19 protein-coding genes are annotated in these 26,212 nt (G+C 38.1%); 5 read left to right on the forward strand and 14 right to left on the reverse strand.

Annotation, left to right across the window (positions count from 1 at the left end; all coding sequences use genetic code 11):
* Positions 1–84: 84 nt before the first annotated feature.
* The 4 genes from U9K52_RS17855 to mraZ all read right to left on the reverse strand — a co-directional run bounded on the left by U9K52_RS17855 (position 85) and on the right by mraZ (position 3,928).
* Positions 85–2,076: a penicillin-binding transpeptidase domain-containing protein gene (locus tag U9K52_RS17855; RefSeq protein ID WP_263601857.1), complete on the reverse strand. Its 1,992-nt coding sequence runs from the start codon at positions 2,074–2,076 to the stop codon at positions 85–87.
* Positions 2,060–2,425 (reverse strand): FtsL-like putative cell division protein, encoded by a 366-nt coding sequence (locus U9K52_RS17860; protein WP_090001746.1) that lies wholly within the window; start codon positions 2,423–2,425, stop codon positions 2,060–2,062. Before U9K52_RS17860 ends, U9K52_RS17855 begins: the two co-directional genes overlap by 17 nt.
* Positions 2,426–2,527: 102 nt before the next feature.
* Positions 2,528–3,424 carry a 16S rRNA (cytosine(1402)-N(4))-methyltransferase RsmH gene (gene rsmH / locus U9K52_RS17865; protein WP_248389430.1) on the reverse strand — a complete coding sequence of 299 codons (897 nt, stop codon included), beginning with the start codon at positions 3,422–3,424 and terminating at the stop codon, positions 2,528–2,530.
* Between the two features lie 45 nt (positions 3,425–3,469).
* Positions 3,470–3,928, reverse strand: a complete 459-nt coding sequence (gene mraZ / locus U9K52_RS17870; protein WP_248389432.1) for a division/cell wall cluster transcriptional repressor MraZ — start codon at positions 3,926–3,928, stop codon at positions 3,470–3,472.
* A 272-nt stretch (positions 3,929–4,200) separates the two neighbouring features.
* Here mraZ and U9K52_RS17875 point away from each other — a divergent pair, with 272 nt between their 5' ends.
* The 3 genes from U9K52_RS17875 to U9K52_RS17885 all read left to right on the forward strand — a co-directional run bounded on the left by U9K52_RS17875 (position 4,201) and on the right by U9K52_RS17885 (position 6,118).
* On the forward strand, positions 4,201–4,962 hold the full coding sequence (locus U9K52_RS17875; protein WP_248389434.1) for an alpha/beta fold hydrolase: 762 nt from the start codon (positions 4,201–4,203) through the stop codon (positions 4,960–4,962).
* Between the two features lie 63 nt (positions 4,963–5,025).
* On the forward strand, positions 5,026–5,649 hold the full coding sequence (yihA, locus tag U9K52_RS17880; RefSeq protein ID WP_263601856.1) for a ribosome biogenesis GTP-binding protein YihA/YsxC: 624 nt from the start codon (positions 5,026–5,028) through the stop codon (positions 5,647–5,649).
* Complete coding sequence (locus U9K52_RS17885; RefSeq protein ID WP_322927608.1) at positions 5,642–6,118, forward strand: GNAT family N-acetyltransferase; 477 nt, start codon at positions 5,642–5,644, stop codon at positions 6,116–6,118. Before yihA ends, U9K52_RS17885 begins: the two co-directional genes overlap by 8 nt.
* A 37-nt stretch (positions 6,119–6,155) precedes the next feature.
* Here the strand turns inward: U9K52_RS17885 and U9K52_RS17890 are convergent, their stop codons facing one another.
* Complete coding sequence (locus tag U9K52_RS17890; RefSeq protein WP_322927609.1) at positions 6,156–7,223, reverse strand: phosphatidylinositol-specific phospholipase C1-like protein; 1,068 nt, start codon at positions 7,221–7,223, stop codon at positions 6,156–6,158.
* A 252-nt stretch (positions 7,224–7,475) separates the two neighbouring features.
* Between U9K52_RS17890 and U9K52_RS17895 the strand changes: the two genes are divergently transcribed.
* Together U9K52_RS17895 and U9K52_RS17900 are read left to right on the forward strand one after the other, a co-directional pair.
* Positions 7,476–10,595 carry a TonB-dependent receptor gene (locus U9K52_RS17895; protein WP_322927610.1) on the forward strand — a complete coding sequence of 1,040 codons (3,120 nt, stop codon included), beginning with the start codon at positions 7,476–7,478 and terminating at the stop codon, positions 10,593–10,595.
* Between the two features lie 15 nt (positions 10,596–10,610).
* On the forward strand, positions 10,611–12,377 hold the full coding sequence (locus U9K52_RS17900; RefSeq protein ID WP_263601853.1) for a RagB/SusD family nutrient uptake outer membrane protein: 1,767 nt from the start codon (positions 10,611–10,613) through the stop codon (positions 12,375–12,377).
* A gap of 106 nt (positions 12,378–12,483) precedes the next feature.
* Here the strand turns inward: U9K52_RS17900 and msrA are convergent, their stop codons facing one another.
* The 9 genes from msrA to U9K52_RS17945 form a co-directional block, all read right to left on the reverse strand.
* A complete protein-coding gene (gene msrA / locus U9K52_RS17905) occupies positions 12,484–13,035 on the reverse strand; it encodes a peptide-methionine (S)-S-oxide reductase MsrA (protein ID WP_322927611.1) in 552 nt (183 codons plus the stop codon).
* 471 nt (positions 13,036–13,506) lie between these two features.
* Positions 13,507–14,475, reverse strand: coding sequence for an ROK family protein (locus U9K52_RS17910; RefSeq protein WP_248389446.1), 969 nt, complete (start codon positions 14,473–14,475; stop codon positions 13,507–13,509).
* An 87-nt stretch (positions 14,476–14,562) separates the two neighbouring features.
* Entirely contained in the window at positions 14,563–15,774 is a 1,212-nt protein-coding gene (locus tag U9K52_RS17915) for a PepSY-associated TM helix domain-containing protein (RefSeq protein ID WP_322927612.1), read from the reverse strand.
* A 154-nt stretch (positions 15,775–15,928) separates the two neighbouring features.
* Positions 15,929–18,046, reverse strand: a complete 2,118-nt coding sequence (locus tag U9K52_RS17920; RefSeq protein ID WP_322927614.1) for a TonB-dependent receptor — start codon at positions 18,044–18,046, stop codon at positions 15,929–15,931.
* The gene (locus tag U9K52_RS17925; RefSeq protein ID WP_322927616.1) at positions 18,043–19,251 is read right to left on the reverse strand and encodes a PepSY-associated TM helix domain-containing protein; all 1,209 of its coding nucleotides are present in this window, start codon (positions 19,249–19,251) and stop codon (positions 18,043–18,045) included. Before U9K52_RS17925 ends, U9K52_RS17920 begins: the two co-directional genes overlap by 4 nt.
* 39 nt (positions 19,252–19,290) lie before the next feature.
* Entirely contained in the window at positions 19,291–21,426 is a 2,136-nt protein-coding gene (locus tag U9K52_RS17930; protein ID WP_263601847.1) for a TonB-dependent siderophore receptor, read from the reverse strand.
* Positions 21,427–21,575: 149 nt separating this feature from the next.
* On the reverse strand, positions 21,576–24,650 hold the full coding sequence (secA, locus tag U9K52_RS17935; RefSeq protein ID WP_248389456.1) for a preprotein translocase subunit SecA: 3,075 nt from the start codon (positions 24,648–24,650) through the stop codon (positions 21,576–21,578).
* Between the two features lie 128 nt (positions 24,651–24,778).
* Positions 24,779–25,000, reverse strand: coding sequence for a DUF2795 domain-containing protein (locus tag U9K52_RS17940; RefSeq protein ID WP_002662059.1), 222 nt, complete (start codon positions 24,998–25,000; stop codon positions 24,779–24,781).
* 141 nt (positions 25,001–25,141) lie between these two features.
* Positions 25,142–26,164: a GDP-mannose 4,6-dehydratase gene (locus U9K52_RS17945; protein WP_322927636.1), complete on the reverse strand. Its 1,023-nt coding sequence runs from the start codon at positions 26,162–26,164 to the stop codon at positions 25,142–25,144.
* Positions 26,165–26,212 lie beyond the last annotated feature (48 nt).

The raw sequence follows: 26,212 nt of genomic DNA on the forward strand, positions 1-26,212 counted from the left end.
TGATGCTTTATATTCTTAAAATATTTCCATTTTAATAGGATTTTATCCTATTCTGTTTTAAATTGTCCTTTCAGGACTGTTTCTTTAATTTTGCAGAGACAAATAAATTCTCTGATTCTTACTAATCATGGTGCCTTCCAGCGGAAATTGCTCTTTAATTCTTCCTACGCCTTTAAAGTCAACACGATATCCCAAATTTTCCAATTGCGGAATGACGTTTTTACCGATCAGTCCCACAACATTGGGCATTTGTTTATTATTGACGGCTACTTTCACATTAGGCTCAACCATTTTATTAAGGTTTACCTTTCTGTCAACCAGCATTTCTCTTTCAATATTTTGTGGCGTTTTCAGGAACGTTTTTCCAGCAATTTCCTTAAATACGGGGGCTGCAACCGTTGCTCCGTAAAACCCTTTCGAAGTGTTGGGCTCACTGATCATCACATAACACGTATATTTTGGATTATCAGCGGGATAGAAGCCTGCAAAGGAAGAGCGGTATTTCATAGGCCCGGGAAGCCAGTATTCAAATCTTGCCGTTCCTGTTTTTCCTGCCATTTTCAGATTCGGGGTAAAAATACTCTTTGCCGTACCTTTTTCCACAGCTTTTGTTAAAGCATGTGTCATCATTTTAACGGCTTTGTCGGATGCCATTCTGCTCACCATTACTTCTGGTTTTGCATTGTACATAACCTTTCCGTCTTTCATGATTTTATCGATGAATAGTGGCTTCAGCATTTTGCCATTGTTAGCAACACCGTTGTAGAAAGTTGTAAGCTGTAACAAGTTAATATTGGTAGAATATCCATAGGCGATGGATGCTAATGTTGCGGCATTCCATCTTTTACTTTCCGGAGTAAGAATTTTTGGTTTTGTAATTCCGGGAAGTTCGATATCCATTTTGTCAAACAATTTCCAGCGTCTTAAATGATCAAGGAAAATCTGGGGTTTTTCCGCATAATATTTCGTAATAAGCTTTGCAGAGCCTACATTGCTGGATTTGGCCAAAACATCACTGATGTCGTATGTTCCGCCGCCGTGGCCATCGGAAATTCTTTGTTTGGCATATACCCAGATTCCGTTACCTACATCTACGGTTGTATTTTCGTCAATAAAACCGTCGTCCATTGCGGCGAGAAGGGAAATGGTTTTAAAAGTGGAGCCGGGCTCGATATTATCTTTTAAGGCATAATTGTAAGAATCTACATACTCTCCGTCGTCATTTCTTCTTAGGTTCACCATTGCGCGAACCTTTCCTGTTTCCACTTCCATTACAATGACAGTTCCGTGTTTTGCTTCGAAATTAACAAGCTGTTTCTGCAAAGCCGAGTGCGCAATATCCTGAATTCTAAGGTCTAGCGTAGTGTAAACATCTTCTCCGTCAACAGGCTCCTGAACTTTCCAGAAGTCAATCGGTTTCCACTGTGAGGAATTAATTCTCTGTTCCAGTCTTTTTCCGTCGGTTCCTCTTAAATATTTTGAGAAAGCACCTTCAAGACCGGAACTGTACTCACCGTTATCCATTCCGATTGTTCCTGCTCCGATTTCGGAGGTAGCCAGCTCTCTTTTATAGTTTCTGTCTACAATAAAGCCTCCTTTATTTTTGCCTTTTTTGAAAATCGGGAATCTGCGGATTCTGTCGTACTGGTCAAAATCAAGACCTTTCACCAAAGTGTAATATTGGTTTTTCTTTTTTCTCTGCTCGTCAAACTTTTTTCTGAAGTCACCTCTTGGTTTCCCAAACATTTTGCTCAAGGAATCCGTTAATGCACCGATATTATTCGTGTAAACGGTATCCTTCATTGTTTTAAAATCAAGATAAATATCATAACGCATGACAGTTGTTGCGAGGATAGAACCATCTGAAGCGAAAAGATTTCCACGGGCAGCTTTAAGAGTGGCTTCGCGATAATTTTTATTAATGTAATCGTCTTTAATTTCCTGAACATTAGTATTCTGAAGGATTACAATCCTTGCTAAAAACATGACAAACACGCACAAAGCTACCACTGCAAAGAGGTAGCCCCAACGTAACGTTTTTTTACGCTTGTTATCGTATTCATTTTGTTTTTGCATCTGTACTGTCCAGTTTTATGAGCAATTTATGAGGATGGCTTTCCAGGGTCATCAAAGAATCCCGGGCGACTTCTTTCCCCAACTCCGATTCCATTTTTACTTTGATCAGCTTACTTTGTGCATAAGCGTTTCGTGATTTATATTCTTCTGTTTCTTCCTTTAAGGCATTAACGATTTCTATCTTTTTATTAACCAGGTGATTGCTGTAAATCATGGCCATCATCAGCACAAAGAGCAGGAGAAAATACCGGTAATGTATTTTGATTTCATCCCGGTTCAGGAAATTTCCTTTTATAATGTCTATAAAAGTGAGTTTTTTCTGAGGACGATATGTTGTTCTTTTTGCCACAGACTTTGTCTGATTTATTTTTATATTATTTTGTTAACCACCCCGTCAAAAATTCTTTGAATTTTCGCCACCCTCCAGAGGGAGGGAAGTTGCGGGTGGAATTTATCCTACTTTGATTCCTGTTCTCATTTTAGCACTTCTGGCTCTTGAGTTTTCTTCAATTTCTTTTTCATCCGGGATAATCGCTTTGCTTTTTACCAGCTCGAATGCTTTTTTATAATTTCCGTAAATATCTCTTTCCGGTTCTCCTTCAAACATTCCGTTTTTCAAAAATCTTTTTACCAGCCTGTCTTCCAGGGAGTGGTAAGAAATGACAACCAGTCTGCCTTCAGGTTTTAAAACATTGTATGCCTGAACAAGCATTTCTTTCAATACTTCCAGCTCCTGATTTACTTCAATCCTGATCGCCTGAAATAACTGGGCATAAAATTTATTTACCTTATGCGGCGGAATGTAACTGAAAAGTTTTTTCAGATCTTCCGTTGTTTCTATGCTTTTTGTTTTCCGGTGATGCACAATATCTCTTGCCAGCTTTCTTGCTTCTCTCAACTCACCGTAGTGGTAAAATATATCCGCAAGCTCTCCTTCTTCATAATCATTGATAACTCTTTTAGCATCAAGATTCTGCATTACGTTCATTCTCATATCCAGTGGAGCATTGCTTCTTGTGGAAAAGCCTCTGTCGGCCTCATCAAATTGGTGGGATGAAACTCCAAGGTCGGCCAGAATACCGTCTACTTGGGAAACACCATGCATCAGCAGAGAGTTTTCGAGAAATCTGAAATTCTGATTGATTAATGTAAATCTCGGGTCATCGATCGTATTTTTAAGAGCATCGAGATCCTGATCAAAGCTGAAAAGCCTTCCTTTGTCGGAGAGTCGGCTCAATATTTCTCTTGAATGGCCGCCACCGCCAAAAGTACAGTCCACGTATGTTCCGTCTGGATTCGTTACCAAATCATCAACACTTTGCTTCAACAAAACGGGGTTATGATACATGTTTAAGTTGTGTTTTTTAGCTTTTTAATTAATAATCAGCTTCGTTTATTCCTCATCGAAAGCGCCCATCACATCTTCGGCTAGGCTTGCAAAGTCTTCTTCGTTGATGGAAATTACTTTTTCGTAAGCGTCTTTATCCCATATTTCGAAGAGTTCTCCTGCGCTTGTAATTACAATATCTTTCTGAAGGTTTGCGAAAGTCATCAGATCTTTTGAGATCTGAAGTCTTCCTGCATTGTCCAGCTCTACTGTTTTTACACCTGCCGTAAACATTCTAATGAAATCAGCATTCTTTTTAATGAATCTGTTTAGTTTATTAATTTTGCCCATCACTTTATCCCATGCATTCATAGGGTAAACTTCCAGACAGGATTGGAACACGGATCTTTTAACCACAAACGTTTTGTCGTCGAAGTTTTCCATTTGTTTAATCAAAGAAGAAGGTAGCTTTAAACGCCCTTTATCATCGATTTTACACTCATATGTTCCAATGAAATTTTTCATTTGGGACAAATTTATATAATAATTTCCAAAAGTTCCCACTTTTTCCCACTTTTTGCCTTAATGTTGATAAGTTTTATTAAATCTTGAATTTCAGTTGTTTAGTAAACTGGTATATAGGATATTGACTAAGTTGTTATTCAGCCCATAGCAAAGTGTTTAAGAAAAAATGCTTTAAAAAGCAGTTTGGTATATTATTTTTATTTTAAATTAGGCTTATCAAAATATTTTTGAGGTTTAATTTGTATTTTTGCAAGGCTTTATTAAGGCATTTTATGATATTTAGTACAAAAAAAGAAAAGAAATACACCTTCATTGAGGCGGGAGAAGGACATCCATTGGTGCTGTTGCATGGTTTAATGGGTGGGTTGAGCAATTTCGATAAGATGGTTGATTTTTTTTCAGACAGAGGATTCAAAGTATATGTTCCCCAGCTGCCAATCTACGATTTGCCGGTACTCAATACCAATCTTACAACATTAGCAAAATATATCGCCAAGTTTATTGAAACCCATGTAGAAGCGCCCGTAACTATTGTAGGAAACTCAATGGGAGGGCATATAGGGCTGATTTTAACACTGGCAAGACCGGACCTGATCAAAAATCTTGTTTTGACAGGAAGTTCAGGATTGTATGAAAGAACTTTCGGAGATAGTTTTCCGAGAAAAAACGACCGTTCGTATATCAGGAAAAAAACGGAAGAGGTTTTCTATGATCCTGCTATTGCTACGGAAGATCTTGTAGATGAGGTTTTTTCAGTGGTGAATGACAGGATGAAAGGGATCAAAACCGTCATGCTGGCCAGAAGCGCGATCAAGCATAATATGATTCATGATCTTCCGAAGATCCTTACGCCAACCTGTCTCATATGGGGAAAACAGGACAATGTAACGCCTCCTGAAGTAGCGGAAGATATGCATAAATTCATTCCGAACTCTGATCTGTTCTGGATAGACAAATGTGGTCACGCAGCCATGATGGAAAAGCCGGATGAATTTAATGAAATTCTGTACAGCTGGTTAAAAGATAAAGTTTAAATTAAATATAAATGAACCATTAAGAACTTTCTTAATGGTTTGTTTTTCTAAAAATATTTTAAGATGGTTATTAAAACAGCAACATTCGTAAAGAGTAGCGGTAAATGGCAGGATTGTCCGGAGCCCAATATTCCGGAATATGCTTTTATCGGAAGATCCAATGTTGGAAAATCTTCACTCATCAACGCCATGATGAATCATAAAGATCTCGCCAAAACTTCCCAAACTCCAGGGAAAACCCAGCTCATCAATCATTTTTTAGTGAATGAAAACTGGTATCTTACGGATTTGCCGGGATATGGTTATGCTAAAGTGTCGAAGTCAATCAGAAAAGATTTTGAAAAGCTGATTACAAACTATATTCTTAACAGAAAAAATCTCGTTAATCTTTTTGTGCTGGTAGATTCCCGCCATAAACCCCAGACGATCGATATGGAATTCATTCAGTGGTGCGGGGAAAGCGGTGTGCCTTTTTCTATTGTCTTTACGAAAGTGGATAAACTAAAACCAAATGCCGCGATAAAAAATGTTGAAGATTATAAAACAGAGCTGCACAAAACATGGGAAGATCTTCCTGAAATCTACGTAACCTCTGCAGAGAAAAAAGAAGGCTGCGATGAAATCCTTGATTTTATTCAAAAAACCAATGAATTTCTTGCTAATAATAATGTAAGTTTCGATGAGTAATATTATCTGGAAGATCAAAACTTTTGAAGAATTTACCATTCCGGAATTATATAATGTTCTTAAAGCAAGAATCAATGTTTTTGTAGTAGAGCAGAACTGTCCATATCCTGATCTGGATGATTATGATCAGAAAGCAATTCATATCTGGGCTGAGAAAGACGGTGAAATTCTCGCGAACTGCAGGATTTTTGACAAAGGCATTAAATATTCTGAAGCTTCGATTGGAAGAGTGCTGACCACTGAAAAGGGGAGAGGGAAAAATCTTGGAAAGCAGCTGATAGCCTATGCTCTTGAAGCTATCGAAGCGCGCTTTCGTACCAGTGAAGTAAGAATTTCCGCACAGGATTATTTAATTAAATTCTACGGAGAATTCGGTTTTGAAGATACCGGAAAGAAATATCTGGAAGATGATATTCCGCATACGGAAATGATCCGCCGGAAAAAGCAGGAAAGGCTTTCAGATCTCTGAAAGCCTTTTCCAATATAAATCTAATTGTAAAAATGTTCTAATTTCCGCTTACGGGATTTTTTCTTTCGTAAGAATTATTGTCAAAACTGATTTTATAGCTGGATTTAAACAGTTTGCTTGGTTGATAATAATCTGTTGTAATAACCTGGGCACCACTTTCCTTAGCCTTTTCAAATCTTGAATAATCTTCTTTACGGGCTTCCATCGTATCTGCATCTGCCCGTGTTCTGATGATATATCCTTGTTTTACAAGCTCTGCAATTTCGGGATTCGGATCATTTCTGAATAACACCGCAGCCTCAGGCGTTCCCGGCTCGGAATTGGTGAAAATTATTCTTCCTTTCAGCGAAGGATGTCCTTTCATATAAAGATCTCTGTTTTCACTGTTGTTGTCGAGAACAAACAGAAACTTGCCTTTCGCATCCTGTACCTTTGGCCAGTTTTTATTTAAAACAGCTTCATTTAAAGTTTTATAAGAACCACGGATATCATCCGGAGTAATGATTTTATTTTTCCCTAAATATTTTCTGAGCTCATTGTCAAGATCATCAAAAAGTTTTGAAGTATAATGTTCCGGTTCTGTTCCGAACTGGTTGGCTTTTCCGTCCTTTGGTTCCAGAGTAATAAAAACAGGATCATGATCAGGGTGCATGTCCGACCATTTCTTTAAATCTTTCAGGCAGTCTTCCAGTGTATAATATTGTGTCTGGTAATCAATGTCTGTAATATGAATCATTTTATAGCCGGGCTTTTTCATTTTACCTTCGGGATCAAATGGCTGGGAAGTTTTTACAAGATCCAGAATTTTAGGATGGGCATATTTTCCGCCTTTGCTGTCTGCGTACACATCTATTTCAAGATTTCTTAAGCCGAGGTCCAGCTGTTGCGGAATAGGAATATGTTCATACTGAATTCTCGGCAGAAAATTCAAGGTGTCTTTTTGTGATAAATAGCGGTACACTTCCGGCAAAATTGCCTTTTTATAAGAATTATGGGAGCCTATTACCTGTACCTGATTTATTTTTAGATTATTAAGATTCTGCGTCTGTGACTGGAAAAGTTGTATAGATGTTACATACAATCCTAAAAGAACTACCTTTTTCATTGTTTCGATTTTCTTTGGCGAAATTAGGAAGTCTTATGATAGCCGGCTTGTATATTATGTTAAGTGTTCTTTAAGATTATGTAAATGAATATACATGATGAATTATTAACTGGCTGAAAATTAAAGTGTCAATTTTAAACAATCAATAAGGAATTGATATTTTATTGATTTTAAGATAATATTATGTTAAAATGTTTTCAGGTTAAACGTTTTTACTTTGTATCCCGAAATAAAAACTAACGACGGGCAGAAATGAAAACCACTGTTGCGGCAACAACAGCGGCTTTTACTAAGCATGTAACGTCATGTAATTACTTACTTAATGATATGTACCACAAAATTAACTCTTTTAGTTTTAAAAAACTAATTCCGGTTGCGATGATTTTCCTGTTGGCAAATCAAACCTATGCAGAAAATCTTTCGGCAAATCACAGTATTGCTTTCCAGGTGAACGAAACAATTACCGGAAATGTAACGGATCAGGACGGTGCTGCCATTGCAGGAGCAACAATTACTGTTGTTGAAACCGGAATTCAGGCTACTACCGACGATGCCGGAAATTTCACAATTTTTGCAAATATCGGTCAGACATTATCCATTTCTTATGATGGATATGAAATTCAGACAACCAAAATTTCAGGAACTGCGGTTTCGGTTCAGCTGAAATCAAAGAAAGAAACCACCGCTATTGAAGAAGTAACACTTGTAGGATACGGGTCTCAGAAAAAATCTGATTTAACCGGTGCGATCAGCCAATTGAAAGCAGAGAACTTCAAAGAAGGGATGAACATTTCTGTAGACAACCTGATGCAGGGAAAAATCGCAGGGGTGCGTATTGTACAGACCAGTGGTGAACCGGGGGCCGGTGTGAATGTTTCCATCAGGGGAATCGGATCCATCAGAAGCGGAAGTACACCTTTATTCGTTGTAGACGGTGTTCCGTTGAATAACGACCCGGTAAGCGCGCAAAGCCCGAATGTAGGTTTGGGAAATGTACAGGCTAAAAACCCGCTGAATTTTCTGAATACTTCGGATATAGAATCAATCACAGTACTAAAAGATGCATCGGCTGCAGCGATCTATGGAGCAAGGGGATCAAACGGAGTTGTTCTGGTAACTACAAAAAGAGGAAAAAAAGGAGAGCCGATCTTCACTTATGATACCTATTTAGGTTTTTCTTCAGTCATTAAGAAGCTCGATCTTTTAACGGCGGATGAATATAGAACGGCTGGTATTAATCCTTTGTATGATCATGGAGGAAATACCGACTGGCAGGACGAAATTTACAGAAATGCCGTTTCTTCCAATCATTCGGTGTCTTTCTCAAAAGCGACGGACACAGGAAGTTATTTCGCATCCCTTTCTCATATGGATCAGGATGGTATTGTTTTAAACAGCAGCTTTAAGAGAACAACTGCCCGCCTGAATGCGGAAGAATCTTTCTTCGATAATAAAAGGTTAAAGGTAAAACTAAACCTTACGGCGAGTGAGATCAAAGAAACCGGAATTCCGAACGGAGGAAATGCCGGTTCAGACGGTCAGTTGATTATCCATGCTTTGATGGCGAATCCTACCCGTTCTGTATACGATGAAACCGGAAATTTCACCAATTTCAATATGAATGCTCATTACAATCCTTTGTATTTGCTGAGTGTGTATAATGACAAAACCAATACGTTCAGGATTTTGGGAAATACGGAAGCGACATTGAGAATTTTACCCGGACTTAATTATAAATTTAATCTGGGTGTTGATAAAACCATGTCGGAAAGAAATACAACCATGTACCCGAACGTTACCGACAGAACGCCGAAAGGGATGTATGTACAGGCTAATCTGGATTCTTACAACGTACTTTTGGAACATTATCTGACGTATGATTTTAATCTGAACAGGCATAATTTTAATGTTCTTGGTGGTTTCTCTTATCAGAAATTTAAGAATACGGGGACTTATTTCGGAGTAAGAGATATTGCTGCGCAGGGAGCGGGAATTTCTCCGGAAATTAATCCGGGATATTCGGGGACGGCTTTTGTTCCGGGTGCAGGTTATGCTCAGGAAAATGAATTACAATCGTATTTCGGAAGGGTTAACTATAATTTTGATAAGAAATATTTGTTAACAGCTTCCCTGAGAGCAGACGGTTCCACGCGTTTCGGAAAAAATAATAAATACGGATATTTTCCTTCTGTTGCTGTGGGATGGACGGTTTCTAACGAGAATTTCCTTAAAGACTCACAAATCATCAACGAATTAAAATTGCGGGGAAGCTGGGGACAAACCGGAAACCAGGAAGTTCCGAATAAAATTACGCAGGCAAGTTCGTCTCTTACGCAGGCCGCAGGATACTATTTATATCCTAATTTAAATTTAATTAACGGTGTATCTATTAACAGAACGGTAAATCCTGATCTGAAGTGGGAAGTTGTAGAGCAGAGTAATATTGGTGCCGATTTCAGCTTATGGAAAAACAAATTATACGGATCGCTTGAATATTATCACAAAACAACAAAAGACCCTATTCTGAATATTCCTTCAAGCCCTCTAAGTCCTACCAGTACCGTATGGAAAAATGTCGATGCGAAAATTTTGAATAAAGGTTTTGAATTTTCATTAGGTTCAGAAATTATTCGGAATGAAAACTTTACCTGGAATGTTGATGTAAACGGAGCAACGGTGAATAATGTGGTAAAAGACCTTCCGGTTTCTGCCATTTATTCGGGAGAAGTTTCCGGGCCGGGACTTTCCGGGGTTACTGCCAATATTTACAGAAACGGCTATGAAGCAGGATCTTTTTATATGTACAATTACCTGGGAATTGACGCGAATGGAAAATATATTTATGAAGACCTGAATGCAGACGGAAGAATCGACCAGAATGACAGAAAGATCTTTGAAGGAGCCATTCCAAATTTTACTTTCGGGATCAACTCTTACATGAAATATAAAAAGTTTGATTTCGCCTTCTCTTTCATCGGACAGACTGGAGGTTACCTGGTAAATAATACAGCATTGGATCTGAACATCAATAATTTGGCATCAGACAGAAACGTATTGAAAAGTTTTTATGAATCAGGGGCAAGCTTTACCAATCAGCCGCAGCTGTCTTCATTATATCTTGAAAAATCAGATTTTCTTCGTCTGAATAATGTAAGATTAGGATACACTTTTGATATGAACCAATTGAAGTTCCTGAAAAGCATCAATTTGTATATCAGTGCTCAGAATCTGTTTACTATTACCAATTATTCCGGATACGATCCGCTTGTTGACACCAATAAGCAGGTGGGAGGAAACCAGTCTCTGGGAATTGATTACACTACTTACCCGTCTGCAAAGACATTCATTCTGGGAGCAACTGTTAAATTTTAATTAAGCTAAAAAATTATGAAATCTAAATTTTTAACGATCAATAAAATCATTTTATCCGTTGCTGTATTGGCCTTAACAGGCTGTACCAATCTGGATGAAAAAGTAATCGATGAGGTACTGGGTGCTGAAGTGGCAGATCCGGAAGCAGCTCTTGCTGCAGCGTATAGCCAGCTTGGGGAGGGAACTTTTGTAGATCACGGAAGTGTTTTTGCTTTGCAGGAATACTCTACGGATGAAGCGCTCTTACCAACGAGAGGAAGTGACTGGGGAGACGGCGGAAAATGGAGGGCCATGCATGAATTTACCTGGGATGCCAACAGTGATGTGGTGAAAACAACCTGGAACCAGCTGAATTTCGGAATTACAAAATCTTTAACCGCCATCTCAAGTGCCAATAAAAGTACCGGAAGCAATAAGACATTATTTTTAGCTGAAGCAAAAGGGTTATTAGCATTTTATACTTATACCACGATTGATTTGTTCGGGCAGGCTCCTTACCGAGATCCGGACAATATCAACGCGCCGATCCAGATCAGAAAAGCAGATACAACCATCGATGAGCTGATTAAAGAAGTGGAAGGACTTATTCCTAATTTAGCGGATATTAAAACCCAGAATACCCATGCAGGAAGATTCACGAAACAGGCGGCTTATGCTCTTTTGGCAGATATGTATCTGAACCGGGCAGTTCTTAAGAATAAAACTGCAAGTTCCTTCAACTTCACGGAACAGGCTGTAAATGGGGGAGGGACAGATATGGATAGAGTAATTCAGTATTCTAATTTGTTGATTAATAATTCGTTGTTTAGCTTAGAGTCCAATTATTTCCACAATTTCGATATCAATAATGACAACAGTAAGGAAATGATTTTCTCGGTCGTTCAGAAGAAATTTGCAGGCTCTGATAAAGGTTCTGATAATGATCTTGCTTATATGTCGATGGAAAGAATTCAAAAGCCATCTCCGGATAACAGAGGAACCAATGCTTCTTGTATAACTCCTGAATTTTATTACTCGTGGAACGGAAATCACGATGACCCACGCTTTCAGAGATCATACCAGTACGAAGACGGAACCTGGTTCCGAAATGACGGTACCGATGTGAGCGTGCCTTCTACAAGCAAAGTGGAAGGAACCGGAAAACCGTGGTTTCATTTCAACAGAGGTCTGCAGGTTGGGCAACAGTATGGTCCTAAAATTCTTTCAAACGGTAATTTTGATATGACTTCAGACGGAAGAATTAAAGTGTACAAATTATTCACAGAAAAAAATACGACGCTTGCAGCTGATTTTACTCCTGAGCTGAATTTTGACAATCCTTCGGAAGCCGTATTTACGCAGGCACAGATCAACAGAGGGGTAAGAAATTTCAAGTTTGAATTTGATCCCGGGTACGGAAACAACGGAACGAGTGGGATGGATGTACCTTTGTACAGACTGGGAACCATCTATATGATGAGGGCGGAAGCGTATTTCAGAAGCGGAAATATAACGGCAGCATTGGCAGATGTCAATATACTGAGAACAAGCAGAACGAATGACGCTTTAAAGAACAATGCTCCGGGTATTGCTCTAACTACTCTTGATGCGAATATATTATTCAGAGAATCAGGATTTGAGCTTTACTGGGAAATGTACCGAAGAAAAGCCATGATCAGGTTCGGGAAGTTTGATCTTGCCGGAACAGCAAAACCTGCATCCCAGCCTTACAGAAGAATTTTCCCGATTCCTCAGGCAACTATTGACGCCTCAAAAGATTTTACACAAAATCCTGGATATTAATATACTCATAGACTTACCATTAATTATTATTAGAAAAGCGAAGAGAACAGTTTCTCTTCGCTTTATTTTTTTAATCTTTTAAACCTTCAAGGTTTGATTTTATTTATTACTCTGCATTCAGCATTCCCAATTCACCGAAATGCTTTTTGAATTTCTGGATTTTAGGACCTACCACGGCGCTGCAGTAAGGCTGTGTGGGATTTTCATTGTAATACCCCTGATGGTATTGTTCTGCCGGCCAGAATTTCTCGAATTTCGTCAATTCCATAACATAGGTTCCCTGCCATCTTCCGGACTGTTTAGATTTTTCAATGGCTTCTTCGGCTTTTGCTTTTTCAGCGTCGTCTTTATAATAGATTACCGAACGGTATTGGGTGCCGATGTCATTGCCCTGTCGGTTCAGCTGTGTAGGATCGTGAAGGAAAAAGAAGACATCCATTAACTGTTCATAGGAAATAATGGAAGGATCATAGGTAATCTGTACTACCTCAGCATGCCCTGTCTCTCCCGTACATACTTCTTCATAAGTGGGATTGTCTTTATGTCCTCCTGAATACCCTGAAATAGCAGACTGCACGCCTTTCAGCATGTTAAAACAGCTTTCCACACACCAGAAACATCCGCCACCGAAAGTAATTTGCTCTAAATTATTATTCATTGTAAGTTGATTATTGTATTTGAATATTTTCTCGTTAAAGAATAATGGAGAAAAAAACTAATCAAAAATAAGGAAAAGTTTTTCAATTTTTGCGTCATCATCCGATTCAAATCTAAATGATGATGATAGATCAGACAAATTATTTTTTGCAGCAAGTAAGAATAATTGACTTTAAGATTAAAACGTTCTTTTAAGCATATAAAACAGTAAAACTATGAATTTCTAAAACAAAAGTCTGCTAAATCAGCGTGATTTTATTTGACATAAAGAATTTATTTTCACAGCATATTATTTCGAGAAGACAAAGAAGTATCAGCAAGCTGATTGATGAAGCTGACGTTCGCTTCGCGCAGCAATTTATTGCCTTTGTCTTCTAAAATCAGAGAGACGGCAATTTATCTTTGCGTGAAAATATTTATCAATAAAAAAGCACCCTTAAAAAGGATGCTCATGTTTATGTATACGTTCAATTTATTTCTCCCAGACCAAAGCACTTGCTCCCAGAATAGCAGCATCTGCCTCATCAAGTTCACTGAAAACCAGCTTCACTTTGTTTCTGAAAATAGGAAGTAAATTTCTTTCCATATGAAGCTTCGTAGGTTTTAAAATAAAATCACCCGCTTTGATCACTCCGCCAAAAAGAAGAATGGCTTCAGGAGACGAAAACATCACGAAATTAGCCAAAGCTTCGCCCAATTTCTGCCCGGTGTACCGGAAGACCTCAATGGAAATCGGGTCACCTTTCAATGCGCATTCGTGTACGGTTTTAGAATTTATGGATTCTTCAGGATATTGATTGAGCAGAGACTCCGGAAACTCAGCACGCATTTTTTTTGCAGTAATGGCAATTCCTGTAGCAGAGGCATACGCTTCAAGGCTTCCTTCGGAACCTGTGCTCCAGTGTTTTCTTCCGCCAGGTTTTACAATGGTATGTCCAAGCTCTCCGGCAAATCCGTCATGTCCGTAGATAAGCTTACCGCCTGCAACGATGCCGCTTCCTACGCCTGTTCCAAGAGTGATCATAATGAAATCCTTCATTCCCCTTGCTGCCCCGAAAAGCATTTCTCCGATGGCTGCAGCATTGGCATCATTGGTTATGGTACAGGGCAGTCCGAATTTGGCTTTCATCAGTTCCGCAAAAGGAATAATTCCTTTCCAGGGAAGGTTCGGGGCCTGCTCTATGGTTCCTGTATAGTAGTTGGCATTTGGAGCTCCTACTCCTATCCCATCAAAATTTTTCTCTTTTCCGTGGCTTTCAATCAAAGGATGAACAGCCTCGTATAAAGCATCAATATATTCTTCTACGGTAGGATAGGCATCGGTCCGGATATTTCCTTTTTCCAAAACCTCACCTCTGTGGTTTACCACTCCAAATTTTGTATTTGTTCCGCCAATATCAATTCCCAGCGCAACATGTTTTGACAAATCTACTAATGACATTTCTATTCTTAATAATTCTAAAAGGCTAAAATTATAAAAAAGATATTATTATTAGACGATTAAGCAGCATTTTATTTAAAAAAAATATTATGTTGTTTTTACCTTTTTCTTTTTTCTTCTTCCCCACCATATCATAAAGCCTGTTACTGGTAATGAAGCACATATGAGACTTACGATAAAAGCGATGATCTTGGTTGGGAGTCCCAGAATAGATCCTACGTGAATATCATAATTGGCGCCCACCGCTTTTTCACCTAAATTTTTATCTTTCATATCGTGGGTATGAAGCAATTCTCCTGAATTTTCATCAAAAATGAGGCTGCTGCTTTTATGATAAGAGTAGGATAAATGTTTCACGTAGACTTCAAAATTCGGGTGTTCATGATCGTCCATATGCTCATGGGCGAGATCAATGGAGAACCCGTAAGAATCCGGGTATTTTGCTTTAACGGTATTGCTGATCTTATCTAAAGTTCCTTCTGTTCTCATTTCAATCGGAGCTTTGGTTTTAATGGAAGAAAAATCAGGATAAGCAGTTTCACCTCCGGAAAAAATAAAATAGATCGCAGCCTGAACGACAAAGAAAGCATAAAATAACCCGGTTATGGAAAAGATCAGCGCAAAGATCGAAGCATAAAAACCAAGAACATTATGAAGATCGTAGTTTTTTCTTTTCCAGCCTTTTACGTTTTGCCATTTAAAAGAAAAACGCTGTTTTCTGGCGGCTTTATTTTTCGGCCACCAAAGGATGATGCCTGAAATGAGCATGATAATGAATATGATCACGGGAATGCCCACCAGATACGTTCCCCAGGACTGTTTCAGAAGATAGCTCCAGTGAATCATTTTTACAATCTGGAAAAATCCGTTTTTCTCGTCGTAAGTACCCAAGACTTTTCCATTATAAGGATTTACATATGCTACTTTATAGATCGGAAATTCATCAAAATAATTCCAGCCTTTGGGATCGTGTTCGTACCAGTAAAAGAGATAAGACATCTTTTTATCAATCGGAATATTTACCCAATGAACAGGATATTTTTCTTTTACCTGTTCTACAACGGCTTTTTCCAGAACACGGATCGGGAGAACCTGTTTCTGATCAATTTGTTGCTCATTATGATAAATTACTTCTTTGCGGGTGAAATTTTCAATTTCATCTTTAAAAACGTATAATGCTCCGGTAATCGAGATAATGAAAATCAGAAAACCGATGCCTAATCCAAGCCACAAATGCAGCTTGCCGATCCATTTTTTAAAAGTGCTTGGTTTTTTTTTATGGTGATGTTTTTTCCTCATATTCATCCTAATTGCCGCAAAGATAATGTTTAATTTTTATTTAGAATATTTACAATTAAGGATTTTCATCAGGTTTTTTTAATTTTAAATGTAAATTAGAAAGCGCTTCAATTACTAGTGAAACGCTTTATTTTAATTTAAATCAGAATTAATTTTAAAATTTATATTCGATGATGAATGTGCCCCTCATTCCCAATGCATTGGTAAAATCACTGTCCCGGGCCGCCCACCATGCGATTGCCGGCTGATACATTTTGTTAAAAAGATTTTCAATTCCTAATGACAGTTTCCAGTTTTTGTTGAGATCGTAGCTGGATTTAAAATTGAATACTGTATAAGCAGGAACTTTTCCTTCACCATATACAAAAAGTCCGGTTTTAACATTTGGCTGAAATCTGTCCTGCTCAAAAGCATGAAGCATATCCAGTCCTATAGATAATTTATCAATGGGTCTTGCCTGAATATAGGCTAAAACTTTAGGCGCGGAAATTCTGCTGTTATTGATCCTGGTAGAATAGTCGCCGTCATCTTTAGGTGAGGTAATACCTTCCATCCAGCTGTAGCTTCCTCCGAAACTGATCCATTGTGTGGGAGAAAAATGCAGAAATCCTTCCACTCCGTACACTACTTCAGGAGCTCTCTGAATTGTCAATGCACGATCCGGACTTTGTATGAAAGTCGCTCCCAATTTTGAAGTACTTACGTAAGACGTGAGTTCATAATTGAGCCATTTGGTGATTTGTCCTGTTGCCCCCAATTCATAATTGTTAACAATAATCGGTTTTGTTTCCAGATTATTGATCGTTTCTGAAGTTGAGGTCCTTAAAATTCTTCCCAATTCATTAATAGAATATGCCTGGGAAAAGCTCCCGAAAATATTGATTGCCTGATTGATATTATAACGAATTCCCACGTTTCCTACCACCGCATTGTATTCAAGATCTCCTCCTTTTACAAAGATGCTTTGGGTGAATGTTCCGTCATTTTTAATGGTTGACAAGGTATTGAAATCACCAACTTTTACTCTGATGTTTTCATAACGGAGCCCTCCTTTAATGGTTAATTTTTTCATGAGATCAATTTTAACCAACATAAAAGGGGCAATATTTGTCATATTCATATCCGGCGTCCAGTAGCGGCCGTCTTCCAGTTTCTGAACGGTCTGGTCATTCAGGATATCAACCCCGTAAATCATTTCAGCTTGTGAATTACGCGTATTCCAGAGTTGGGAGTCAAAATTGGCTCTTGCGCCGTATTTTTTTGAAATTACATTCGATTGTCCGCCATTGAAGAAGGTATCGCTGTATCCGTATACCGTTCTGAAATCCTGAAGATAAAGATTTACATTTAATGAAGTTCCCTGCCAGATTCTTTTATTGTCGTAGCTTAATTTCAGATTGTGATTTCTGGGCGTTCCCTGCGGTGTGGTTTCCAATCCTTTTCCCTGGCCTTCTCCAATCGTCGGGATCAATCCGTATTTTCCGGTTTTAAGGCCTAAATTAAGATCAGATTTGGAGGCATATCCGATATAGGAGGCTTCAATTCTGTTATTTTCATTCAAATTGTATCCCAGCTTCAGCATTCCGTTGTAATTATCCATTTTTGCGGTACTGTAGGTTGGGCTGAGGTTTATTCCATCTGCATCCTTCATGTATCCCGTTCTTTCATAAGCGAAAGATGCTACATAGTCGAAATTTTTGGTAATTTTTCCTGATAAAAGCTGGCTCGCTCTGAATCCTAATGTTCCACCGTATGGCTGACCCGTAATACCTGTCTGGGAAATTCCTGAGATTTTCTTTTCTCCACTGCTTTTTCTTGTGATGTAATTAATGATACCGCCGTCTGCACCGTTCCCGTAAATGGATGAAGCACCTTTGATCACTTCTATTCTTTCAATAACGGAAGGATCAATCACTCTGAGGTCTCTTGCGCCGTTTCGAAGTGGGGTAGACTGCGGAATACCATCAATCAGCACCAAAACCTGGCGTCCTCTTAACGTTTGTCCGGTATTGGAGGTTTGCCCTGAACTCGTTGCCAGACTCGGGACGGTATATTGTAAAATGCTTGTAATATCTGAATTTACCGTTAATTGTGACTGGATCTGTTTTTGATTGACAATCGTTACAGACCCCGGAATTTCCTTAATATTTTCCTTTTTCCTCGAGGCAGTCATTACAACTTCATCCACATCTTTTACCCGTAATGTGTCGCTGTGCTGAGCAAAAATCGTTGCAGAGGCTAAACCAGCAGCTGCTAAAATGGTTTTTTTCATGATAATTTTCTAATTCCTTTTTTCTTTCTTTTACCCCACCATATTAAAAAGCCTGTTACAGGCAATGACGTGCATATAAGACCTGTAATAAACCAGATTATTTTTCCGAAAATCCCAAAATAAGATCCTGTATGGATGTCATAATTGGCATTGGCGTATTTTTCGGCGGTGGTTAATTGTTGGTGCGGTTTGTTCATCAATAATTTTCCAGAATATTTGTCAAAAACAAGCTGGCTCCGAATGGCAAATTTGCCGTCTTCACCATATACGGTAACCGGAATATTTTTCAGATCTTTTCCTTTTTTATTTTTCCCGTTCAGCGGAATTCTAAAGCTTGATGAAGACACATATAATTCTTTTGTTTCCTTTGCGGTAAGGTCGAAAACAGATTTTTTAGCTGATAACAATGAGTCGGGAGATTTAATTTCTTTTTCTTTCGGCAGCTCTGCCGATCCTGATAATGCAAAATGGAAAGCATTTTTAACCCAGGGGAATGAAAAATAAATACCGGATAAACTTAATATCAAAGCAATGAATGAAGCGTAAAATCCTAAAATATTATGAAGATCGTAGTTCTTCCTTTTCCATGTGGTGATGTTTTTCCAGCTGAACCGGAACCGGCTTTTTCTTACAGTCTTATTTTTTGGCCACCAAAGAATGATTCCTGTAATGAGCATTATAATGAAGAGCAAAACAGGAATTCCTACAACATATTTTCCCCAGTCTGTTTTTAATAATAAACTCCAGTGAATGGATTTCAGGATTGGAAATATGTCATATTTTTCATCATAAACACCAAGAATTTCTCCATTATAAGGATTAACATATACCACTGTATTAATTTTCACCTCATCGAAATAATTCCAGGCTTTTTTATCTTTTTCGTAGTATAAAAATTCGTAAGATTTGTTTTTGTCTAAAGGAATTTCAACAGAACTGATCGGAAGCTTTTCATTAATTTCCAAAGAAACTTTTTCCTTCAGAGTTTCAATCGAAAGCGGTTGATGCGTAATTGTTTTTGCTTCCACATAAATAACATCTTTTCTAAGTACGCCCTGAATTTCGTCCTTGAAAACATACATAGTCCCTGACAGTGAAACAATAAAAACAATAATCCCAACGGCCAAGCCGAACCACAAGTGCAGTTTGGCAGACCATTTTTTTATAAATGAAGGTTTCTTTTTATGGTGATGTCGCTTCCTCATAGTAAAAGTTAACCTTTTGAGGGGTTAACTTTTAATTATTTAAAATTTGTATCCTACTGAAAGTCTGAAGTTTCTCGGAGCTTCTGCCTGATAATAGTAATATGCTCCGTAAGGTGATCCTGAATAAAGGAATCTGTTAAATACATTGAATACATTCAGTCCCACTCTGAATTTGGTATTTTCCCAAGATAAGCCGGCATCGAACTTCAGATAATCATCCATATCTTTCTGAGCTCCGGAGCTTGCCCAGTTCCAGCTGCTTCTGTCAGCAAGGTATGTTCCTCCGAATGAAAGTCCGAATCCTTCCAATGCACCTGTTGTAAATGTATAATTCAGCCATCCGTTTGCCGTATGTTTAGCATAACCAGGCACTCTCATTCCTACAGGGTTATTTACAGGATCGTTTGATTCGGTTACTTTGTTTTCTGTGAATGCATAATTGATAATAGCATTAAATCCTCTTGTAATTTCTCCTTTCAGATCAAATTCGATTCCCTGTACACGTGTTTTACCAAGGTCGATCACAAAGTTTTCAAGGGCGCTGTTAGCAGGATCATTTACAGTAGCATTTCTTTTGATGATGTTATATAACGATAAAGTTGTATTCCATTTTCCATTAAACCAGTCTCTTTTTACACCTACTTCCATATTGTTTCCGGTAATAGGTTTGGGTATGCCTCCTGTTCTGAAGAATCCGGCCTGTGGGACAAATGACTGATCATACAAACCGTATACAGAGGTATTTTCGTCAATAGAATAGCTTATTCCCACACGCGGTGTTATTTTATCTGCTTCTGCGTTGGTTCCGTATGAGTTTTCCTTAACATTTGTATATCTCGCTGCAAGGGTCAGTCTTAAAGCATCATTGAAAAAGCCTAATTCATCCTGAACATATAATCCGGTATAGTTTTGTTCGATAGTGCCGTAAGGAGTAGCTCTGCTTTGCAATGAGGTACTGGTGTCAAATTGAGCATATCCGTTTGCCGGAGGAGTATATGTTGTTGAATTTACATTAAAAGGATTGGCATCTGTATCCAGATTATGAGATTGATTCCAGTCTGCCATATATTTTTTTGAGCCTAAATCCAGTCCTGTTAATATTTTATGAGAAACCGCCCCTGTTTTTACATAACCGTTTAAGAAAACCTGTCCGAATTTCATTACATTGCTTGCTTCCCAGAAATAAAGAGTTCTGATCATATCACCATTTGGTAAAAATTTGGATGGCCAGATATCGCTTCCTAAGGTATATTCGTTAACGTAGGTAAGCTGGGAGGTCAGTTTCCAGTTTTCATTGAATTTATGCTGAAGATTAACATTTACGGTATTATTATCTACATTAGTAGGATCAATTCCGGGATCTGTCATTGTATATTCTACAGGTTTGGTAGCATACCCTTCGTAGCTGAAAACATATGCAGAACCTACTTCAGACATTTTTGCCTTCTGATAAATATATTCTGCCGTTAAGGTTGTTTTATCTGTTAGATTTACTTTTAAAGACGGATTGATAATGTATCTGTCGTTGAATTCATAATCTCTGAAGCTTTTTTTATTCTGAGCCATGAGATTCAGTCTGAAGGCAACTTTGTCTGTAATTTTTGTATCAATATCAGTTTCACCTCTGTACATATTGAAGCTTCCTAAAGTTACTCTTGCGGAACCATTCAAAGATTGTCCTGTCGGCTTTTTGGTTACAATATTGTAAATACCGCTCGGCTCACCGTTTGACATTAGGAAACCGGATGGACCTTTTATAAATTCGATATGATCTACATAACTCATATCTTCACTTAGCGGCCCCCAGTTTGAAGTAACGTTTACTCCGTTCATAAAAGCTGCAGCTCTGGAACCCCTCATGTTTACTCTGGTATACATGTCTCCCCAGTGTTCTAATCTCTGTGCCCCTGCAACGTTTCTTAAAACACCGTCGCTTAATGTTGTCACCTGCTGATCTTCTAATGCTCTGTTGGTAATGATAGATACATTCTGAGGAATTTTAATCAACTCTTCGTCCAAACGCATAGAAGAAGATCCTTCTTTTTCTACATATTTTTTGTAATATTTTCCATTTACAACAACTTCCTCAATATCATTCGACTTAATCGTATCGTTCTCCTGAGCAAAAGTTAGCATAGAACCTAACATCGACGCACAGATCAGCATATTTTTCATGAAATTCAAATTTCCTGCAAATATATTGTTTTTAATTATTCTAAATAAATAATTGAATTGATATTTGTCATAAAATTAATATACGGTAATAATGCAAAGCCGCTCCAGAACTATCTGGAGCGGCTTTGTATATTTCGAAACTACTATTCTTATGCCGGAATTTCTCCTTTGTATAAGAATGAAATAATTTCTTTGTTCAATTTGTCGATCATTTCACTGAATAAGTGGAAAGATTCCTGTTTGTAGATTACCAGTGGATCTTTCTGCTCATAAACAGCACCCTGCGAAGATCTTCTTAAATCGTCCATTTCACGAAGGTGAAGTTTCCAGTTTTCATCAATGATAGATAAAGTGATGTTCTTTTCAAAATCGTTGATTAAGCTGTCGCATTGCGTTTCAAAAGCTTCTTTCAGATCGGTAACAATAGTCATTGTTTTGTGACCATCTGTGAATGGAACCTGGATCATTTTAAACATTGACCCCTGGTTTTGATACACATTTTCAATAATCGGGAAAGATTTTTCTTTCAGTAAATTCAGCTTCATCTGATAATCTTCCTGAGCAGCCTTGAACAGGATATTCGTAAGATCCTGAATGGTTTTGCTCTTGAAATCATTTTCAGAAACCGGAGATTCCATCGTGAACGTTTTAATGATCTCGTATTCAAAATCTTTATAATTTCCTGATGCTTTTCCTTTAGCAACAATTGAATTGGAAACATCGAAAATCATATTCGTAATATCATACTTCAAATGATCCCCGAACAAGGCGTTCTTTCTTCTCTTGTAGATAACGTCACGCTGTTTGTTCATTACATCATCATATTCAAGAAGTCTTTTTCTTGTTCCGAAGTTATTTTCCTCTACTTTTTTCTGAGCTCTTTCGATAGATTTAGAGATCATGGAATGCTGAATCACTTCACCTTCCTTATGACCCATTCTGTCCATCATTTTAGCAATTCTTTCAGAACCGAAAAGACGCATTAAGTTATCTTCAAGAGATACATAGAACTGAGAACTTCCCGGATCTCCCTGACGTCCTGCTCTACCTCTCAGCTGTCTGTCAACACGTCTTGAATCGTGTCTTTCTGTACCGATAATGGCCAAACCTCCGGCTTCTTTTACTTCTTTACTCAGCTTAATATCCGTACCACGACCGGCCATGTTGGTAGCGATAGTTACCACACCCGGCTGTCCTGCTCCTGCAACAATTTCCGCTTCTTTTTTGTGAAGTTTCGCGTTAAGAACCTGGTGATTAATTTTTCTTAATTGAAGTGCTTTTGAAAGCAACTGAGAAATTTCAACTGAAGTTGTACCTACTAGAACAGGTCTTCCTGCAGCTGTTAGTTTTTCAACTTCTTCAATTACAGCATTATATTTTTCACGGTTGGTCTTGTAAACCAAATCCTGTTTGTCATTTCTTAAAATAGGACGGTTGGTAGGAATGACCACAACGTCTAATTTGTAAATTTCCCAAAGCTCACCGGCTTCCGTTTCAGCAGTACCTGTCATCCCCGCAAGTTTGTTGTACATACGGAAATAATTCTGAAGGGTAATGGTCGCAAAAGTTTGGGTAGCTGCTTCGATTTTTACACTTTCTTTCGCTTCAATTGCCTGGTGAAGACCGTCTGAATAACGTCTTCCTTCCATAATACGGCCTGTCTGCTCATCAACGATTTTTACTTCACCGTCAATCACCACATACTCATCATCTTTTTCAAATAAAGTATAGGCTTTAAGCAACTGGCTCATGGTATGAACTCTTTCAGACTTTTCGGCAAATTCGGAGAAAAGTTTTTCTTTAGCCTCAAATTCTTCTTCTTTCGAAAGATTTTTAGCTTCCAGTTCTGCAATTTCAGTTCCGATGTCAGGAAGAACGAAGAAGTTCGGATCAGAATTCCCTTGGGACATATACTCAACACCTTTGTCAGTAAGGTCTACCTGATTGTTCTTTTCTTCAATTACAAAGTAAAGATCTTTATCTACAATCGGCATATCGCGGTTGTTGTCCTGCATATATTGTGCTTCCACTTTCTGAAGCAATGCACGGTTTCCGCTTTCCGATAAGAATTTAATTAATTGTCTGTTTTTAGGAAGTCCTCTGTAAGCCTGAAGCAATTTAAAGCCTCCTTCTTTGGTGTTTCCTGCTGCGATTAATTTTTTTGCTTCATTAAAAATGGCAGAAACGGTTTTTTTCTGAACTTCAACAATTCTGTCGATAGACGGTTTCAGAACATCAAATTCCTGTCTGTCTCCCTGGGGAACCGGACCGGAAATAATTAACGGTGTTCTTGCATCATCTACCAATACGGAGTCAACCTCATCTACGATCGCAAAGTTTAGTTCTCTTTGTACCAGTTCTGAGGGTGAAGTTACCATGTTGTCTCTCAGGTAATCAAACCCGAATTCATTATTGGTTCCGTAAGTAATGTCTGAATTGTATGCTTTTCTTCTTCCGTCTGAGTTCGGCTGGTGATTGTCGATACAGTCGATCGACATTCCGTGGAATTGGTACAATGGTCCCATCCACGCCGAGTCTCTTTTAGCAAGGTAATCGTTTACTGTTACTACGTGAACGCCTCTTCCCGGAAGTGCATTTAAGAAAATAGGAAGCGTACCCACTAAGGTTTTACCTTCCCCGGTTGCCATTTCGGCAATTTTACCGCTGTGAAGAATTACCCCTCCAATGAACTGTACATCATAATGTACCATGTCCCAGTTTACGGGTGTTCCTGCAGCATTCCATGAGTTTTTCCAAACGGCTTGATCTCCCTGGATTTCAAGGAAGTCTTTACCTGCTGCAGCCAGCTGCCTGTCCCAGTCGGTTGCTGTTACACGGATTTCTCCATTCTGTGCCCATCTTCTTGCTGTTTCCTTTACCAAGGCAAAAGCTTCAGGAAGAATCTGGCCGAGGACTTTTTCCTCAATTTCGTATGATTCCTTTTTAAGAGCTTCAATTTTTGAAAAAAGCGCTTCTTTTTCATCAACGTTTTTCGAATTTTTTATCTGCTCTTGTATCTGTTCTATCTGAGCTGTGATTTTGCCGGTTGCAGACTTAATATTTTCTTTAAACTCAGCAGTTTTTTCTCTCAGTCCATCGTCAGACAACTGTTGAATATTGGGCTCAACAGCTTTGATTTTTGTTACAACTTTTTTTACTTCTTTTAGGTCCTGCGCTTTCTTGTCTCCCAAAAACCCTTTAAGAACTTTATTTAAAAAACTCATAAATTTTTTGCTTTATGCCTAAAGCGTATGCTTTAAGCGTTTTTAATAACACGCTTTTCGTGTAAAATTGATATGTAAAAAAGGGCAAAAAAGCTCTAAGCGACGCCTAAAGCCTGATTGCTTTTAATTTAATATTCGTCTTCGTTCCAAAGGAAGTCTTCATCGGTAGGATAATCACTCCAAACTTCTTCAATTGATTCGTAAATCTCTCCTTCATCTTCAATCGCCTGAAGGTTTTCCACTACTTCCATCGGTGCACCAGTTCTGATTGCATAATCAATAAGTTCTGCTTTTGTCATTGGCCAAGGTGCGTCACTTAAATATGAAGCTAATTCTAATGTCCAGTACATAATTTTCTAATTTTTTTGCAAAAGTATAAAAATAGCTTATATTATATGCTTTTTTACACCTGATTTTCAATTCTTTTTATTAATTTTTGTTCATTCTGCATCATACACCTTTGTTCAGGTGTGATGCCAGCATGTTTGCTGTCATTTTCTCAAAAACCATTCCACAAAAATTTTTATGCCATTTTGGAAGTTTGTGTCAGGTTTATAGCCAATTAATGTCATAGCTTTTGTAATATCTGCATTGGTTTTCAGGACATCTCCGGGCTGCATTGGCAGATTTTTCCGGATGGCAGATTTTCCTAAAGCAGCTTCTATAGTTGACAGCATTTCATTAAGCGTTATCACTTCACTCTCTCCAAGATTGAGAATCTCATAAATGCCGGAATGTCTTTCAAGATATTTAATTGATTTTAATATTCCATCGATGATATCATCGATAAAAGTATAATCTCTTGCGGTGGTACCGTCGCCGTAGAAAGGGACTTCCTGATCTTCTAAAATTAGTTTTGTGAATTTATGAATGGCAAGATCGGGCCTTTGTCTGGGGCCATACACCGTAAAAAATCGCAGCTGTATCATATCGATTTTATAGAGATCATGATATACATGGCCTAAAATTTCACCACATTTTTTAGTTGCTGCGTAAGGTGAAATAGGATTATCTACATTGTCGCTTTCGGAAAAAGGAATTTTTTCATTGTTCCCATAAACGCTTGATGAAGAGGCTGCAATAACTTTCTTAATGTTAAACTCTTTACAAAGTTCCCAAAGGTTCATGGTTCCGCGGATATTTACTTCTTCATACTCTAAAGGCCTTTCGATGGAAGGTCTTACTCCTGCCAAAGCTGCCAGATGGATCACCATATCAATAGTATGCTTGCGGAAGATTTTTTCAAGTCCTTCTTTATCACGGATGTCCTGATAATATAAAGTATAGCAGTCTGATTTGGCAATGGAAATCAGCTTGGTAATATCTTCCTGCTTTTCCACAAATTCAAAATCCGAAAAATTCTGTATTGAATCTAAAGTATTCTTAATTTTTATCTGATAATTATAGAAATCATCAAAATTGTCAATGTTTATGACAGAATGTCCCTTTTTTAATAATTGTTCTACAAGGTGAGAACCAATGAATCCGCTTCCGCCCGTTATAAGATAGACCATTTGTGACTTTTTATTGAAGCAAAAATATAAATTTATTTTTTGAAAATA

It is taken from the genome of Chryseobacterium sp. MHB01, assembly GCF_034651565.1.
GTDB classification, from domain to species: Bacteria; Bacteroidota; Bacteroidia; order Flavobacteriales; family Weeksellaceae; genus Chryseobacterium; species Chryseobacterium nepalense.

What these genes read in the sequence shown, in the direction of transcription:
- U9K52_RS17925 (WP_322927616.1), bottom strand. Translation starts at nt 19,251, where the DNA reads ATGAGGAAGCGACATCACCATAAAAAGAAACCTTCATTTATAAAAAAA.
- U9K52_RS17890 (WP_322927609.1), bottom strand. Translation starts at nt 7,223, where the DNA reads ATGAAAAAGGTAGTTCTTTTAGGATTGTATGTAACATCTATACAACTT.
- U9K52_RS17900 (WP_263601853.1), top strand. Translation starts at nt 10,611, where the DNA reads ATGAAATCTAAATTTTTAACGATCAATAAAATCATTTTATCCGTTGCT.
- U9K52_RS17885 (WP_322927608.1), top strand. Translation starts at nt 5,642, where the DNA reads ATGAGTAATATTATCTGGAAGATCAAAACTTTTGAAGAATTTACCATT.
- U9K52_RS17855 (WP_263601857.1), bottom strand. Translation starts at nt 2,076, where the DNA reads ATGCAAAAACAAAATGAATACGATAACAAGCGTAAAAAAACGTTACGT.
- U9K52_RS17875 (WP_248389434.1), top strand. Translation starts at nt 4,201, where the DNA reads ATGATATTTAGTACAAAAAAAGAAAAGAAATACACCTTCATTGAGGCG.
- U9K52_RS17910 (WP_248389446.1), bottom strand. Translation starts at nt 14,475, where the DNA reads ATGTCATTAGTAGATTTGTCAAAACATGTTGCGCTGGGAATTGATATT.
- secA (WP_248389456.1), bottom strand. Translation starts at nt 24,650, where the DNA reads ATGAGTTTTTTAAATAAAGTTCTTAAAGGGTTTTTGGGAGACAAGAAA.
- U9K52_RS17930 (WP_263601847.1), bottom strand. Translation starts at nt 21,426, where the DNA reads ATGAAAAATATGCTGATCTGTGCGTCGATGTTAGGTTCTATGCTAACT.
- U9K52_RS17940 (WP_002662059.1), bottom strand. Translation starts at nt 25,000, where the DNA reads ATGTACTGGACATTAGAATTAGCTTCATATTTAAGTGACGCACCTTGG.
- msrA (WP_322927611.1), bottom strand. Translation starts at nt 13,035, where the DNA reads ATGAATAATAATTTAGAGCAAATTACTTTCGGTGGCGGATGTTTCTGG.
- U9K52_RS17945 (WP_322927636.1), bottom strand. Translation starts at nt 26,164, where the DNA reads ATGGTCTATCTTATAACGGGCGGAAGCGGATTCATTGGTTCTCACCTT.
- mraZ (WP_248389432.1), bottom strand. Translation starts at nt 3,928, where the DNA reads ATGAAAAATTTCATTGGAACATATGAGTGTAAAATCGATGATAAAGGG.
- U9K52_RS17920 (WP_322927614.1), bottom strand. Translation starts at nt 18,046, where the DNA reads ATGAAAAAAACCATTTTAGCAGCTGCTGGTTTAGCCTCTGCAACGATT.
- U9K52_RS17895 (WP_322927610.1), top strand. Translation starts at nt 7,476, where the DNA reads ATGAAAACCACTGTTGCGGCAACAACAGCGGCTTTTACTAAGCATGTA.
- U9K52_RS17915 (WP_322927612.1), bottom strand. Translation starts at nt 15,774, where the DNA reads ATGAGGAAAAAACATCACCATAAAAAAAAACCAAGCACTTTTAAAAAA.
- rsmH (WP_248389430.1), bottom strand. Translation starts at nt 3,424, where the DNA reads ATGTATCATAACCCCGTTTTGTTGAAGCAAAGTGTTGATGATTTGGTA.
- yihA (WP_263601856.1), top strand. Translation starts at nt 5,026, where the DNA reads ATGGTTATTAAAACAGCAACATTCGTAAAGAGTAGCGGTAAATGGCAG.